Source organism: Streptomyces sp. NPDC051286 (genome assembly GCF_044455345.1).
GTDB lineage: Bacteria > Actinomycetota > Actinomycetes > Streptomycetales > Streptomycetaceae > Streptomyces.
Genome location: NZ_JBITER010000017.1, coordinates 88,992 through 104,661 on the forward strand (window position 1 = coordinate 88,992; position 15,670 = coordinate 104,661).

The 15,670-nt window shown below is 68.8% G+C and carries 11 protein-coding genes; 4 read left to right on the forward strand and 7 right to left on the reverse strand.

Annotated features, from left to right (window positions below):
- The 5 genes from ACIBB8_RS19155 to ACIBB8_RS19175 all read right to left on the reverse strand — a co-directional run bounded on the left by ACIBB8_RS19155 (position 1) and on the right by ACIBB8_RS19175 (position 6,008).
- Positions 1-672 carry a FadR/GntR family transcriptional regulator gene (locus ACIBB8_RS19155; protein ID WP_037700470.1) on the reverse strand — a complete coding sequence of 224 codons (672 nt, stop codon included), beginning with the start codon at positions 670-672 and terminating at the stop codon, positions 1-3.
- A gap of 341 nt (positions 673-1,013) precedes the next feature.
- Positions 1,014-2,624, reverse strand: a complete 1,611-nt coding sequence (locus ACIBB8_RS19160; RefSeq protein WP_398953547.1) for an FAD-dependent oxidoreductase — start codon at positions 2,622-2,624, stop codon at positions 1,014-1,016.
- 5 nt (positions 2,625-2,629) lie between these two features.
- Complete coding sequence (gene glpK, locus ACIBB8_RS19165; protein WP_398953549.1) at positions 2,630-4,165, reverse strand: glycerol kinase GlpK; 1,536 nt, start codon at positions 4,163-4,165, stop codon at positions 2,630-2,632.
- Positions 4,166-4,220: 55 nt separating this feature from the next.
- Positions 4,221-5,012: an MIP/aquaporin family protein gene (locus ACIBB8_RS19170; RefSeq protein ID WP_398953551.1), complete on the reverse strand. Its 792-nt coding sequence runs from the start codon at positions 5,010-5,012 to the stop codon at positions 4,221-4,223.
- 231 nt (positions 5,013-5,243) lie between these two features.
- Positions 5,244-6,008, reverse strand: a complete 765-nt coding sequence (locus tag ACIBB8_RS19175) for an IclR family transcriptional regulator (RefSeq protein ID WP_398953553.1) — start codon at positions 6,006-6,008, stop codon at positions 5,244-5,246.
- A 239-nt stretch (positions 6,009-6,247) separates the two neighbouring features.
- Here ACIBB8_RS19175 and metH point away from each other — a divergent pair, with 239 nt between their 5' ends.
- The 3 genes from metH to ACIBB8_RS19190 all read left to right on the forward strand — a co-directional run bounded on the left by metH (position 6,248) and on the right by ACIBB8_RS19190 (position 12,542).
- Positions 6,248-9,760: a methionine synthase gene (gene metH, locus ACIBB8_RS19180; protein ID WP_398953555.1), complete on the forward strand. Its 3,513-nt coding sequence runs from the start codon at positions 6,248-6,250 to the stop codon at positions 9,758-9,760.
- Positions 9,761-9,879: 119 nt separating this feature from the next.
- On the forward strand, positions 9,880-10,581 hold the full coding sequence (locus ACIBB8_RS19185) for an HAD family hydrolase (RefSeq protein WP_398953557.1): 702 nt from the start codon (positions 9,880-9,882) through the stop codon (positions 10,579-10,581).
- A 362-nt stretch (positions 10,582-10,943) separates the two neighbouring features.
- Positions 10,944-12,542 (forward strand): ABC transporter substrate-binding protein, encoded by a 1,599-nt coding sequence (locus ACIBB8_RS19190; protein WP_398953559.1) that lies wholly within the window; start codon positions 10,944-10,946, stop codon positions 12,540-12,542.
- Positions 12,543-12,588: 46 nt separating this feature from the next.
- On the opposite strand, the gene ACIBB8_RS19195 is transcribed toward ACIBB8_RS19190, so the two are convergent.
- Together ACIBB8_RS19195 and ACIBB8_RS19200 are read right to left on the reverse strand one after the other, a co-directional pair.
- The gene (locus ACIBB8_RS19195; protein WP_148833656.1) at positions 12,589-13,260 is read right to left on the reverse strand and encodes a response regulator transcription factor; all 672 of its coding nucleotides are present in this window, start codon (positions 13,258-13,260) and stop codon (positions 12,589-12,591) included.
- Between the two features lie 9 nt (positions 13,261-13,269).
- Entirely contained in the window at positions 13,270-14,115 is an 846-nt protein-coding gene (locus ACIBB8_RS19200) for a RecB family exonuclease (RefSeq protein WP_398953666.1), read from the reverse strand.
- A gap of 203 nt (positions 14,116-14,318) precedes the next feature.
- Here ACIBB8_RS19200 and ACIBB8_RS19205 point away from each other — a divergent pair, with 203 nt between their 5' ends.
- On the forward strand, positions 14,319-15,566 hold the full coding sequence (locus ACIBB8_RS19205; protein WP_398953668.1) for a site-2 protease family protein: 1,248 nt from the start codon (positions 14,319-14,321) through the stop codon (positions 15,564-15,566).
- Positions 15,567-15,670: the final 104 nt, after the last annotated feature.

The following is a 15,670-nucleotide window of genomic DNA, read 5'->3' on the forward strand; positions in this document are numbered from 1 at the left end:
TCACAGCGTCGACCTCAGCCACTGCTCCACGCTCGCCACATGCACCGTCGCCCAGGCCCGCGCAGCCTCCGCGTCCCGGTCCCGCAGCGCCGACACGATCGCCCGGTGCTCGTGCAGCGTCCGGCTGACCGCGTCCTCCTGCGTCAGTCCGCGCCAGACACGGGCCCGCGTCGTCGGGCCGGAGAGACCGTCGAGCAGCGAGCAGAGCACCGAATTGCCGGACGACTGCACGATGCCGCGGTGGAACTCCAGGTCGCAGGCAACCAGTTCCTCCACTGACGGCTGCGCGCCCAGCGCGTCCAGCTGGGAGCTCAGCACATCCAGCTGCGCCTCGCTGATCCGCGTCGCCGCCATCGCCGTCGCGGCGGGCTCCAGGATCCGGCGGACCGCCAGGAATTCCAGCACCGTGTCGTCGCGGTGGAAGTCCACGACGAAGCTCAGCGCCTCCAGCAGCAGCTGCGGGTCGAGGCTGGTGACGTACGTGCCGTCGCCCTGCCGGACGTCGAGGATGCGGATCAGCGACAGGGCGCGGACGGCCTCCCGCAGCGAGTTGCGGGAGAGCCCGAGCTCCGCCGCGAGTTCGCTCTCCTTGGGCAGCCGGTCGCCTGGCCGCAGCGCACCCGAGACGATCATTCCCTTGATCTTCTCGATCGCCTCGTCGGTGACAGCCATGACGGTCCTCCTGGATTCGGACGGGATCAGACCCCGCACAAGACATCCGATGTATCCCCTTCATTATGGGGGTCGGATCAGACGGAGGAACCCGGTCTGCCTGAGGAGTTGATCGATCGCTCCGTTCCAGAGCGTGCGAGGCAGACTCGTGCTGCACCACCGGAGCGACTTCCTCCGCGAAGCGCTGCAGCGTCTCGATCTGTTCGGGGTGGCTCGGTCCGAACCCGCTCGATGCGGCAGGGCACGTCCACCGGCCGCCCCAGGTCACAGCGGGTACGCGGGCGGGGGCGGTTCCCCCCGTGGGAACCGCCCCCGCCCGTGCGTGCGTCAGCCGGTGCCGGTCAGCCCTTGTCGGCCAGCATTCCCTCGACCTTGGCGCGGAGCTCGTCCGTGGCCAGGCCCCGGATCGTCAGCGTCGTGCGGCGGCGCAGCACGTCATCGGCCGTCTCCGCCCACTCGTGGTCACGCGCATAGGCGACCTGCGCCCAGATCTCCGGCGCGTCCGGGTGGATGCGCTCGGCCAGCGCCGGGTTCTCGTTCGCCAGTCGCGCGATGTCGAAGGAGAGCGAGCCGTAGTGCGTGGCGAGGTGCCGGGCGGTGTCGGCGGACATCCGCGGTCCGGGCGTTCCGCCGTCGATCAGCAGCCGGTGCGCGACCGCGTTCGGGTTGGCGATGCCGGGCAGCGGGAGCTTCTTCGGCAGATGCGCCATGGGCTCCATGTCATCGGCCAGCGGGTGCCCGGGGAGCGAGGCCAGCTTGTTCATCACCGTACGGCCGATGTGGCGGAAGGTCGTCCACTTGCCGCCCGCGACCGACAGCATCCCGCCGCGGCCCTCCGTCACGACCGTCTCGCGCTTGGCCTTGGAGGTGTCGCCGGGACCGCCCGGCAGCACCCGCAGACCCGCGAAGGAGTACGTGATCAGATCGCGGGACAGCTGCTGGTCCTTGATCGAGAACGCCGCCTCGTCGAGGATCTGCGCGGTGTCCTTCTCGTTGACCGCGACATCCGCCGGATCGCCCTCGTACTCCTCGTCCGTCGTGCCGAGCAGCAGCATGTCCTCCCACGGCAGGGCGAACGTGATGCGGTACTTGTCGATCGGGGTGGCCAGCGCGGCCTTCCAGGGGCGGGTGCGCTTCAGTACGAGGTGCGCGCCCTTGGACAGGCGTATCGAAGGCGCCGCGTTCGGGTCCTCCATCTTCCTCAGGTGGTCGACCCACGGGCCGGTCGCGTTCAGCACCAGCCGGGCGGTGACGCCGAACTCCGTGCCGTCCGTACGGTCCTTGAGGTCGGCGCCCGTCACCCGGCCCTTGGTGAACCGCAGCCCGGTGACCGCGGCATGGTTGAGGACGACCGCACCCGCGTCGACAGCCGCGCGGACCGTCATCAGCGCCATCCGGGCGTCGTTCATCTGGTCGTCGCCGTAGACCGCGACGGCCTTCAGATTGTCCGTGCGCAGCTCCGGCACATCGCGCTGCGCCTTCGCCGGGCTGATCACATGGCCGACGCCGTCACCGAACGCGGACAGCGCCGAGTACGCGAACACACCCGCGCCGAGCTTCGCCGCGCCGTGCGGGCCGCCCTTGTAGACCGGCAGGTAGAAGGTGAGCGGATTGGCCAGGTGCGGAGCCACCTGGCGGGACACCGCACGGCGCTCGAAGTGGTTCTCCGCGACCAGCTTCACCGCGCCGGTCTGCAGGTAGCGCAGACCGCCGTGGAGCAGCTTGGAGGAGGCGGAGGAGGTGGCGCCGGCGAAGTCGCCGGCGTCCACCAGGGCCACCCGCAGCCCGGACTGCGCGGCGTGCCAGGCGGTGGAGATGCCCAGGATGCCGCCACCGATCACCAGGAGGTCGTACGTCGCCTTGGAGAGCTGCTCCCGAGTCTCGGCGCGGCTCGGAAGGGAGCCGGAGGCCGGGTGCGTCCCGAGTGCCGGGACGCTCTGCAGGGTGGTCATGTCGATTACTCCTCGGCAGTGTTGTCGTCGAGCCAGCCCATGGAACGTTCCACGGCCTTGAGCCAGCACTTGTACTCACGTTCGCGGGTGTCCGCGTCCATGCGGGGGGTCCACTCGGCGGCCCGGCGCCAGTTGGCGCGCAGCGCGTCGGTGTCCGGCCAGAAGCCGACGGCGAGACCGGCGGCGTAGGCGGCGCCGAGGCAGGTCGTCTCGGCGACCATGGGCCGCACCACGGGCGCGTCCAGGAAGTCGGCGAGCGTCTGCATCAGCAAGTTGTTGGAGGTCATACCGCCGTCGACCTTGAGGGCGGCCAGCTCGACGCCGGAGTCCTTGGTCATGGCGTCGGTGATCTCGCGGGTCTGCCAGGCGGTGGCCTCGAGGACGGCACGGGCGATGTGCGCCTTGGTGACGTACCTGGTGAGTCCGGCGATGACACCGCGGGCGTCGGAGCGCCAGTACGGGGCGAAGAGACCGGAGAAGGCGGGCACGAAGTACGCGCCGCCGTTGTCCTCGACCGACGAGGCCAGCGTCTCGATCTCGGCGGCGGACTTGATCAGACCCATCTGGTCGCGCATCCACTGCACGAGCGAACCGGTGACGGCGATGGAGCCTTCCAGGGCGTAGACCGGCTTCTGGTCGCCGATCCGGTAGCCGACGGTCGTCAGCAGTCCGTTGTACGAGTTGACGGGCGTCTCGCCGGTGTTCATCAGCATGAAGGTGCCCGTGCCGTACGTGGACTTGGCCTCGCCCTCGGAGAAGCAGGTCTGGCCGAAGAGGGCCGCCTGCTGGTCGCCGAGCGCGGACGCGACCGGGACGCCGGCCAGGATGCCGCCCTTGGCGATGCCGTACACCTCGGCGGAGGACCGGATCTCCGGCAGCACGGCGGCGGGGATCTCCATCGACTGGAGGATTCGCTGGTCCCACGTCATCTGGTGCAGGTTCATCAGGAGGGTGCGCGAGGCGTTGGTGACGTCGGTGACGTGCACGCCGCCGTCGGCGCCGCCGGTCAGGTTCCAGATGACCCAGGAGTCCATGGTGCCGAAGAGGATGTCGCCGCGCTCGGCGCGCTCGCGCAGTCCCTCGACGTTGTCGAGCAGCCAGCGGACCTTGGGTCCGGAGAAGTACGAGGCGAGCGGCAGTCCGGTCTCGCGGCGGAACCGGTCCTGGCCGACATTGCGGCCGAGCTCCTTGCAGAGCGCGTCGGTGCGGGTGTCCTGCCAGACGATCGCGTTGCGGACGGGCTCACCGGTGTTCTTGTCCCAGAGCACCGTGGTCTCGCGCTGGTTGGTGATGCCGATCGCCTTGACGTCGGCGGCGCTGATGCCCGCCTTGACGATGGCGCCGGCGACGACTTCCTGGACGTTCTCCCAGATCTCGGTCGCGTTGTGCTCGACCCAGCCGGGCTTCGGGAAGATCTGCTCGTGCTCCTTCTGGTCGACGGAGACGATCCGGCCGTCCTTGTCGAAGACGATGCAGCGGCTGGAGGTGGTGCCCTGGTCGATGGCCGCGATGAACGGGCCGGTGGTGTGTGCGTCGGTCACGGTGTGCTCCTGGAGGTCTGTGAGATCTGAGGGGTACGGCTCTGAGCTCTACGGCTCACGCGAAGGCGACGTTGTAGAGCCCGCCCGCGATCGCACCGCCGATGAGGGGGCCGACGACCGGGACCCAGGCGTAGCCCCAGTCGGAACCGCCCTTGTTCGGCAGCGGCAGCAGCGCGTGCACGATACGCGGCCCGAGGTCGCGAACGGGGTTGATTGCGTAACCGGTCGGGCCACCGAGCGAGAGACCGATGGCGACGACGACCAGGGAGGTGATCAGCGCGCCGAGCGTGCCGAGGCCGTCACCGTTGTTGTTCAGACCCTGCGTGAGGATCGCCAGGACGAGCACGACGGTGGCGATGACTTCGGTGATCACGTTCTGGACGGCGTTCCGGATCTCCGGGCCCGTCGAGAAGATGCCCAGCACCGGGCCGGCCTTCGGGGCTGCGGCCTGATCGACCATGCCCTCTTCACTCGGCTGGCTGTACAGGGTCGCCGGGTCGGTCAGATGGGCCCGGAACTGCCCGTAGTACGTCAGCCAGACCAGCACCGCGCCGATCATCGCGCCGAGCAGCTGGGAGCCGAGGTACAGCGGTACGTCGCTCCACGCGGTGCTGCCCTTGATCGCGAGGCCGATGGTGACCGCGGGGTTGAGGTGTGCCCCCGACACCCCGCCGGCCAGATACGCGGCGGTCAGCACCGCGAAGCCCCACCCGAAGGTGATGGCGAGCCAGCCGGCGTTCTGTGCCTTGGAGTGCTTGAGAGTGACGGCGGCACAGACACCGCCGCCGAGCAGGATGAGTACGGCGGTACCGATGGTCTCGCCGATAAAGATGTCGGAGCTGGACACCCGTGACTCCTTTGTCCTTAGTCCAGGGAAGCCGAACCCCGGGTCCCTCCGGTGGTCCGTGCCCTCAGGTGAGGGCTTGACCGGCCCTTGGCACTGTCACACCCTAGCGTGTATTGCCGTTAGGTGTTCGGTAATGCCGACCGATGAACGGCAGTGTTTCCCCCTGGTGAATGAAGCGTCAAGAGTTCCTGGGTCCTTGATCCGATCGTTACCGACTATCCGCCAGTGCGGTCAGAAGCGCCCGGCTCCGAGGTCCCGGGAAACTGCCCGGGCGCAGTCCCGTACTGCCGCGATCAGGTCCGGACGGAGCTCGCCCCCGGAGCAGACGCGTTCCACCGCTCCGGTCACGGCAACCGCGCCGACCGGCATCCGGCGCCGGTCGTGGATAGGTGCGGCCACCGCGGCCACGCCCTCCCACGTCTCCTCCACGTCGGCCGCCCAGCCGCGCGCCCGGGTCAGCGAGAGCACCGACTCGAATTCCTCCAGGTCGGTCACGGTGCGCGGGGTGAAAGGCTGCCGCTCGGCCTCGACCGCCTCGGTGTGTGCCACCGGGTCGTACGCCGCGAGCACTTTGCCCAGTGCGGTGGAGTGCAGCGGCTGCATGGCCCCGACCTCCAGGACCTGTCTGCTGTCGTCGGGGCGGAAGACGTGGTGCACGATCAGGACGCCCTGCTGATGCAGGACCCCCAGGTGGGCGCTCTCGCCGCTGGAGCGGGCCAGGTCATCCGTCCAGACCAGGGCGCGCGCCCGCAGCTCGTGGACGTCCAGGTAGCTGTTGCCCAGGCGCAGCAGCTCGGCGCCCAGCTGATAGCGCCCCGAAGTCGTGTCCTGCTCCACGAAGCCCTCGTGCTGCAGCGTGCGCAGAATGCCGTGCGCGGTGCCCTTGGCCAGGCCCAGGGAGGAGGCGATGTCGGACAGTCCCAGCCGTCGTTCGCCGCCCGCCAGCAGACGCAGCATCGCCGCCGCCCGTTCGAGCGACTGGATGTTCTTGGCCATGGCGCCGTACTCCTCCACTGTGGTTCGACAATGCTGAACACTATCGGTCGATGCCGACCAATGCTCGGTTGTCCGGCGATCCTGCTCCACCGCGTTGCCCCGGACATTCCCCCGCACAGCATGCCGTCCGTTCCGTGGGACACGGTGACGGCCGTAGGCGGCACCCGGCTACCCTGACGGGGTGCGGCCTCCACCGAGGCCGCAAAGCCGACAGCCGTCGCATCCCTGGGAGTACATCCATGGCCCCGTCGCCGACCCCTTCCGCCGACAGCCGGAACCGAGCCGAAGCCCTCCGCGAGGCACTCGCCACCCGCGTGGTGGTGGCTGACGGCGCCATGGGCACCATGCTCCAGGCGCAGGACCCCACCCTTGAGGACTTCCAGCACCTCGAGGGCTGCAACGAGATCCTCAACGTCACCCGCCCGGACATCGTGCGCTCGGTGCACGAGGAGTACTTCGCGGTCGGCGTGGACTGCGTCGAGACGAACACCTTCGGTGCCAACGCCTCCGCCCTGGGCGAGTACGACATTCCCGGGCGCATCCATGAACTGTCCGAGTCCGGCGCGCGCATCGCCCGCGAGGTGGCCGACGAGTTCACTGCCTCCACCGGGCAGCAGCGCTGGGTGCTCGGCTCCATGGGCCCCGGCACCAAGCTGCCGACGCTGGGCCACGCGCCGTACACCGTGCTCCGCGACGGTTTCCAGCAGAACGCCGAAGGACTGATCGCGGGCGGCGCGGACGCGCTCATCGTCGAGACGACGCAGGATCTCCTCCAGACCAAGGCCGCGGTACTGGGTGCCCGGCGGGCGCTGGAGGCGATGGGCAGCGACCTCCCGCTGCTGTGCTCGCTGGCGTTCGAGACGACCGGCACCATGCTGCTCGGCTCGGAGATCGGCGCGGCGCTGACCGCGCTCGAACCGCTCGGCGTCGACATGATCGGCCTGAACTGCTCGACCGGCCCGGCGGAGATGAGTGAGCACCTGCGCTACCTCACGCGCCACTCCCGCATCCCGTTGCTCTGCATGCCCAACGCCGGACTGCCGGTGCTCACCAAGGACGGCGCGCACTTCCCGCTCGGTCCCGAAGGACTGGCCGACGCGCAGGAGACGTTCGTCCAGGAGTACGGCCTCTCGCTGGTCGGCGGCTGCTGCGGTACGACTCCGGAGCACCTGCGCCAGGTCGTCGAACGCGTCCGCGGCGCCGCCCTCACCCCCCGCGACCCGCGCCCTGAGGCCGGCGCCGCCTCGCTGTACCAGACCGTCCCGTTCCGCCAGGACACCTCGTACCTCGCCATCGGCGAGCGTACGAACGCCAACGGATCCAAGAAGTTCCGCGAGGCCATGCTGGAGGCCCGCTGGGACGACTGCGTGGAGATGGCGCGCGACCAGATCCGGGAGGGCGCGCACATGCTCGACCTCTGCGTCGACTACGTCGGCCGCGACGGTGTCGCGGACATGGAGGAACTGGCCGGACGCTTCGCCACCGCCTCCACGCTCCCGATCGTGCTCGACTCCACCGAACTGCCGGTCCTGCGGGCCGGTCTGGAGAAGCTCGGCGGCCGGGCGGTTCTCAATTCCGTCAACTACGAGGACGGCGACGGACCCGAGTCGCGCTTCGCCAAGGTCACGCGACTGGCCGTCGAGCACGGTGCCGCGCTGATCGCTCTCACGATCGACGAGGAGGGCCAGGCCCGCACCGTCGAGCACAAGGTCGCCGTCGCCGAGCGGCTGATCGAGGACCTGACCGGCAACTGGGGCATCCACAAGTCGGACATCCTCGTCGACACACTGACCTTCACCATCTGCACCGGGCAGGAGGAGTCCCGCAAGGACGGCGTCGCCACCATCGGCGCCATCCGCGAACTGAAGCGGCGCCATCCCGAGGTCCAGACCACACTCGGCCTGTCGAACATCTCCTTCGGTCTCAACCCGGCCGCCCGGGTCGTCCTGAACTCCGTCTTCCTCGACGAGTGCGTCAAGGCCGGTCTCGACTCCGCCATCGTGCACGCCTCGAAGATCCTGCCGATCGTGCGCCTGGAGGAGGAGCAGGTCAAGGTCGCACTCGACCTCATCTACGACCGCCGCGCCGAAGGCTATGACCCGCTGCAGCGGCTCATGGAGCTCTTCGAGGGCGTCAACATGAAGTCGATGAAGGCCGGCAAGGCCGAGGAACTCCTCGCGCTGCCGCTCGACGAGCGCCTCCAGCGCCGCATCATCGACGGGGAGAAGAACGGCCTGGAGACCGACCTCGACGAGGCACTGCAGACCCGTCCGGCTCTCGACATCGTCAACGACACGCTGCTCGAAGGCATGAAGGTCGTCGGCGAGCTGTTCGGCTCCGGTCAGATGCAGCTGCCGTTCGTGCTCCAGTCCGCCGAGGTCATGAAGTCCGCCGTGGCCTACCTGGAACCGCACATGGAGAAGTCCGACGCGGAGGGCAAGGGCACGATCGTGCTGGCCACCGTCCGCGGCGACGTCCATGACATCGGCAAGAACCTCGTCGACATCATCCTGTCCAACAACGGCTTCAACGTCGTCAACATCGGCATCAAGCAGCCGGTCTCCGCGATCCTGGAAGCCGCCCAGGAGCACCGCGCCGATGTGATCGGGATGTCCGGCCTCCTGGTGAAGTCCACCGTGATCATGAAGGAGAACCTGGAGGAGCTGAACCAGCGCAAGCTGGCCGCCGAATATCCGGTGATCCTCGGCGGCGCGGCTCTCACCAGGGCCTATGTCGAGCAGGATCTCCACGAGATCTACGAGGGCGAGGTCCGCTACGCCCGCGACGCGTTCGAGGGCCTGCGCCTGATGGACACCCTGGTTGCGGTCAAGCGCGGCGTCCCCGGCGCCGCCCTCCCCGAGCTCAAGCAGCGCCGCGTCCCCAAGCGGGAGACCGCCGTACTGGAGGTCGAAGAGCCCGAGGACGGCGTACGGTCCGATGTCGCCACCGACAACCCGGTCCCCGAACCGCCGTTCTGGGGCACTCGTGTCATCAAGGGCATCCAGCTCAAGGAATACGCCTCCTGGCTCGACGAGGGTGCGCTCTTCAAGGGCCAGTGGGGCCTCAAGCAGGCCCGCGCCGGCGACGGACCGACGTACGAGGAACTCGTGGAGGCCGAGGGCCGCCCGCACCTGCGCGGCTGGCTCGACAAGCTGCACACGGAGAACCTGCTGGAAGCCGCCGTCGTCTACGGCTACTTCCCGTGCGTCTCCAAGGGCGACGACCTGATCCTGCTGCACGAGGACGGTTCCGAGCGCACCCGCTTCACCTTCCCGCGCCAGCGCCGCGGCCGCCGCCTCTGCCTCGCGGACTTCTTCCGCCCGGAGGAGTCCGGTGAGACGGACGTGATCGGCCTCCAGGTCGTCACCGTCGGCTCGAAGATCGGCGGGGAGACCGCCAAGCTCTTCGAGGCCAATTCCTACCGCGACTACCTGGAGCTGCACGGTCTCTCCGTCCAGCTCGCCGAAGCCCTCGCCGAGTACTGGCACGCCCGGGTCCGTTCCGAGCTCGGCTTCGGCGGCGAGGACCCGGCCGCAGTCGAGGACATGTTCGCGCTGAAGTACCGCGGCGCACGCTTCTCCCTCGGCTACGGGGCCTGCCCCGACCTGGATGACCGGGCGAAGATCGCCGACCTGCTGCAGCCCGAGCGGATCGGTGTCCACCTCTCCGAGGAGTTCCAGCTCCACCCGGAGCAGTCCACCGACGCGATCGTCATCCACCACCCGGAGGCGAAGTACTTCAACGCGCGGTAAGGAAATGTCCGACGCGCCGTAGCGGGACGAGTCGTAGACTTGTCGGTCCAGTGCAGGCCGGCCGCCTTTTCTCTGGAAAGGGCGGTCGGCCTTCTCGTCCCTCATGGAAGGTGTGCCGCATGACCAGTACGGTCCCCGCGTCTTTGATCCGTACGGCTGAAGGCGCCGCCCTGCAGGCAGTCTTCCTGGACATGGACGGCACCCTGGTCGATACCGAGGGTTTCTGGTGGGAGGCCGAGGTGGCGGTCTTCGCCGACCTCGGGTACCGGCTGGACGAGGCGTGGAAGGACGTGGTCGTCGGCGGGCCGATGACCCGCAGCGCCGGGTATCTCATCGAAGTCACCGGTGCGGACATCACCCTCCCGGAGCTCACCGTGCTGCTCAACGACCGCTTCGAGGAGCGCATCGACCGCGGTGTGCCACTGATGCCGGGCGCCGCACGGCTGCTCGCCGAACTGGTGGCGCACGAGGTCCCGACCGCGCTCGTCTCCGCCTCGCACCGGCGCATCATCGACCGGGTGCTGGACTCGGTCGGCCACCACCACTTCTCGCTCACCGTCGCAGGTGACGAGGTCGTCCGGACGAAGCCGCACCCGGAGCCCTACCTCACCGCCGCCTCCGGCTTCGGGGCAGCCCCCGAGCGCTGCGCGGTCATCGAGGACACTGCGACCGGTGTCGCCGCGGCAGAGGCCGCCGGCTGCTGGGTCGTCGCCGTACCGTCCGTCGCACCGATCGCACCCGCATCGGGCCGGGCCGTGGTGGGCTCCCTCGAAGAAGTCGATCTCGCATTTCTCCGCGGCCTGGTCACCGGAACGCATTGATCCCCGTACCGAGAGTATTTCTGTGAATGAATAGAAAAGCTCTCGCCGTGGCCGTGTGCGCGTTTCGTCACGCATACGCAGGGAAAAGTCGGGTGCATGCCAAGACAGCGAATGACCCAAGGGTGAGCTTTGTCACCTCGAACACTCATGGTCTCCCTCAAGATCGCCCGAGGTGTTCGTTTTGATCCGCCCCACTGTCCCGATTCGTGGAGTCCTGTAGGGAACCTTCCCTGCCCGGGAAATCAATTCGGCGACAATTCTCATCGCCATTCGACGGCGCATGGGGCGCCACCGGTCGGGGAATACCGGCGGCGCCCACTAATGTCGTTTTCTCCATGGCCGGATGAGGGAGAACGTCCAAGATGAACCGCAAGACTCTGGTGCTGCCGGCCGTAGTCGGCCTGCTCGCCCCCGGACTCGCCGCCTGCGGCGCGACGGACGGTGGGAGCGATGGCAACGCCGCCATCGTTGTCGGCACCACGGACCAGTTGGTTGCCACCGAGGACAACCCCGCGCCGCTCGACCCCGCTATCGGCTACGAAGCAGGCGTCTGGAACGTCCTGCGGCAGACCGTGCAGACGCTGACCCACGTCCCGCGCGGCGGCGGCGAGCCCGTCCCCGAGGCCGCCGAGAGCTGTACGTTCACCGACCGGCAGAACGAGAGCTACCGCTGCAGGCTGCGCAGCGGTCTCACCTTCGCGAGCGGCCGGCCCGTCACAGCCGAGGACGTCAAGTACTCCATCAACCGGGTCGTCGCCATCGACTCCGACAACGGACCCGTCGGCCTGCTCGCCAACATCGACACGATCGAGACCCGCGACGACAACGAAGTCGTCTTCCACCTGAAGACGCCGGACGCGACCTTCCCCTACAAGCTCGCCACCCCGGCCGCCGGCATCGTGCCGAAGAGCAAGTACCCGGCGAAGTCCGCGCGTGACGGCTTCCAGGTCGACGGCTCGGGCCCCTACACGATGAAGCCGGAAGTCAGGAACAACCGGGTCGACAAGGTCGTCTTCACCAGGAACCCGAAGTACAAGGGCGATCTGAAGGTCCACAACGACAAGGTCGAACTCGACCTCTTCCCCGACGCCACAGCGATGGGCAAGGCACTCGACGACAAGAAGATCGACATGATGACCCGCACCATGTCGCCCGGTCAGGCCAAGCAGATGCTGGAGAAGCCGAAGGACGGCATCAAACTCACCGAGATGCCCGGCCTCGCCATCAGCTACCTGGGCTTCGACACCACCGACCCCGCGGTGAAGAACAAGGCCGTCCGCCAGGCCATCGCCCAGGTCATCGACCGCGGCCAGATCGCCGGCCAGGTCTACGGCACCACCGCCGAGCCGCTCTACTCGCTGATCCCGTCCAGCATCACCGGGCACACCAACTCGTTCTACAACAAGTACGGCGAGCCCAGCACCGGCAAGGCCGCCGCCCTTCTGCGGGCCGCCGGCATCGAGACCCCGGTGAAGTTCACCCTGCACTACACGACCGACTACTACGGTCCGGCCACCGCCGACGAGTTCAAGACGCTGAAGAAGCAGCTGAACGACACCGGGCTGTTCGACGTCACCACCCAAGGCACCCCCTGGGCGGAGTACCGAGCGGCACAGAAGCGCGGCGACTACGCCGTCTACGGCCTGGGCTGGCTCCCGGACTTCCCGGACCCGGACAACTACACGGCGCCGTTCCTCGACAAGGACAACTTCCTCAACTCGCCCTACAAGTCCGCGCTGGCCCAGAACACGCTGATCCCGCAGTCCCGCCGCGCCGCCGACCGCGCCGCCGCCTCCAAGACCTTCCAGAAGCTCCAGGACCTCGTCGCCACCGACGTTCCCGTGCTCCCGGTCTGGCAGGGGAAGCAGTACATTGCCTCCCGCGACGGCCTCACCGGCGTCGAGTGGTCGGTCAACTCCTCCGCCGACCTCCAGTTCTGGGAGCTCGGCCGCAGCGCCTGAACCACCGCGCCGCTCCGGCGCCCGGTCCCGGCCGAACGGTGCCGGATCACTGGGCGCCGGGGCGCACCAGTCCGCTCTCGTACGCGTACACCGCGGCCTGCACGCGGTCGCGCAGCCCCAGCTTCGTCAGCACATGGCCCACATGCGTCTTGACCGTCGTCTCGCTGACGAACAGATCGGCGGCGATCTCCGCATTCGACAGACCGCGCGCCACCAGCTTCAGCACCTCCACCTCACGATCCGTCAGCGTGTGCAGGGTGTCCGGCACGGGATCCTCGCCCGACGGCAGATGATCCGCGTACTTGTCCAGCAGCCTGCGCGTGATGCTCGGGGCCAGCATCGCTTCGCCTGCCGCGACCACCCGGATCGCCTGCACCAGCTCATTGGCCGGAGCGTCCTTCAGCAGGAAGCCACTGGCACCGGCGCGCAACGCCTCCACCACGTACTCGTCGAGATCGAACGTGGTCAGTACCAGCACCTTCGCCGGGCCGTCCCGTCCCGGCCCGGTGATCTGACGCGTCGCCTCGACCCCGTCCATCCGCGGCATACGGATGTCCATCAGCACCACATCGGGCTGCAGTGCCCGCACCTGATCGAGAGCCTGGAGACCGTCACCGGCCTCGCCCACGACCGCCAGATCCCCCTCCGCCTCAAGAATCATCCGGAAGCCCGTGCGCAGCAGCGGCTGGTCGTCGACCAGTAGGACGCGGATTGCCACCAGATCTCCTCAAGCTCCTTCAACGGCCGCCGGCCGGGCGGCCTCGGCCTGGACCGGGTTCATTCTGCCCTGCACAGCCTGGACCGGAACGGCCGGGCGGACCGGCAGCGGATAGACCGGGGGAGTCCCGCCGAATTCCGGACAGACCGCCTGGTGGTCGCACCAGCCGCACAGCTTCGTCGGCCGCGGCCGCCACTCGCCCGTCTCCGTGGCCAGCCGGATCGCGTCCCACAGCGCCAGCAGCTTCCGCTCCACCCGCTCCAGATCCGCCACGACCGGGTCGTACGTCATGACGTCGCCGCTGCCCAGGTAGACCAGTTGCAGCCGGCGCGGCACCACACCCTTCAGCCGCCAGATCACCAGGGCGTAGAACTTCATCTGGAACAACGCGCCCTCCGCATACTCCGGCCGCGGCGCCTTCCCCGTCTTGTAGTCGACGATCCGGACCTCACCCGTCGGTGCCACATCGATCCGGTCGATCACCCCGCGCAGCCGCAGCCCCGACTCCAGCTCCGTCTCGACGAACATCTCCCGCTCGGCCGGCTCCAGGCGCGTCGGATCCTCCAGCGAGAACCACCGCTCCACCAGGCTCTCCGCCTCCGACAGCCAGCGCGCCAGCCGCTCGCCCTCCGCATCCTCCGCGAACAGCTCCGACAGCTCCGGCTTCGACTCCAGCAGCCGGTCCCACTGGCCGGGAACCATCGCCGTCGCCCGGCCGGCCGTACGCTCCGCCGCCGGTGCGTCGAAGAGCCGCTCCAGCACCGCGTGCACCAGCGTGCCCCGGGTAGCCGCCTCACTGGGTTTCTCCGGCAGCCTGTCGATCACCCGGAACCGGTACAGCAGCGGACACTGCATGAAATCGCTCGCCCGCGACGGCGACAGGGACGAAGGCGGCTGCGGCGGCCGGGGCGCGGAAGTCATGACGAAGACCCTACGACCCGCCACTGACACTCGCGGCCTCCCCGCGATAGAGCGGGAGGCCATAGGCGGCATACCATCGACGACAGACCCTCGCACACTGCATGATCGTGCCGAAAGGCACCGACCGAAGGGACCCCGTGGACGAGAGCGGCGACAGCGGGCAGCCGCAGCCCGGCGCCGGCGGAACAGACCCCGCCGCGCCCGAGAACGGCAAACCGCAGCGTCCCCGGGAGCCGGGCGGCGGGATCCTGATGGGCCGCCCCTTCGGCGTGCCCGTATACGTCGCGCCCAGCTGGTTCCTTGTCGCGGCGCTCATCACCTGGGTCTTCGGCGGCCAGCTCGAGCGCGTCCTGCCGGAACTCGGCGCGGTCCGCTACCTGGTCTCCCTCTTCTTCGCGATCGCCTTCTACGCCTCCGTGCTCGTCCACGAACTCGCGCACACGGTCGCCGCGCTCCGCTACAAGCTCCCCGTGCGCCGCATCCAGCTGCAGTTCTTCGGCGGCGTCTCCGAGATCGAGAAGGAGTCCGAGACTCCTGGCCGCGAATTCGTACTCGCCTTCATCGGTCCCCTGCTCTCCCTGGTACTCGCCGGCGTCTTCTATGTCGCCATGAAGTTCGTCGAACCCGGCACCGTTCCCGGCGTCCTGCTCGCCGGACTGATGATCTCCAACCTCATCGTCGCCGCCTTCAACCTGCTGCCCGGCCTCCCGCTCGACGGCGGCCGCATGCTCCGTGCCGTCGTCTGGAAGATCACCGGCCGCGCCATGAGCGGCACCGTCGCCGCCGCCTGGGTCGGGCGCGCTCTCGCCGTCGCCGTCCTCATCGGGCTCCCGCTCCTCACCCGCATCGGCGGGCTCGGGAACAACCCCGACGATGTCAGCGGCATGGACACCATCACCAACGCCCTGCTCGCCGCGATCCTCGCCGCCATCATCTGGACCGGAGCAGGCAACAGCCTCCGCATGGCCCGCCTGCGCGAACACCTCCCCGACCTGCGCGCCCGCACCCTCACCCGCCGCGCCGTCCCCGTGGAAGCCGCCACCCCCCTCTCCGAAGCGCTCCGCCGCGCCAACGAGGCAGGTGCCCGCGCCCTCGTCGTCGTCGACGGACACGGCGACCCCAAGGCCGTCGTCCGCGAGACCGCCATCGTCTCCATCCCCGAACACCGCCGCCCCTGGGTCGCCGTCAGCGCCCTCGCCCAGGATCTGACCGCCGGAATGATGATCTCCGCCGAACTCACCGGCGAGGAACTCCTCGACACCCTGAAGGCCAGCCCCGCCACCGAATACCTGGTTCTGGAAGAGACCGGCGAGATCTACGGAGTCCTCTCCACCGCCGACGTCGAACGCGCCTTCGTCGCCGCCATGGCCCGCCCCGCCGCATGACGACCTCCCCCGCGACACGAGTGGATCAGCGAGCGGCGTCGTGCGGCTTCGACGGCAAGGGCGGAGGAGGGTGGCGACGCGAAGGGGGCCCCTCTCATGCCTTC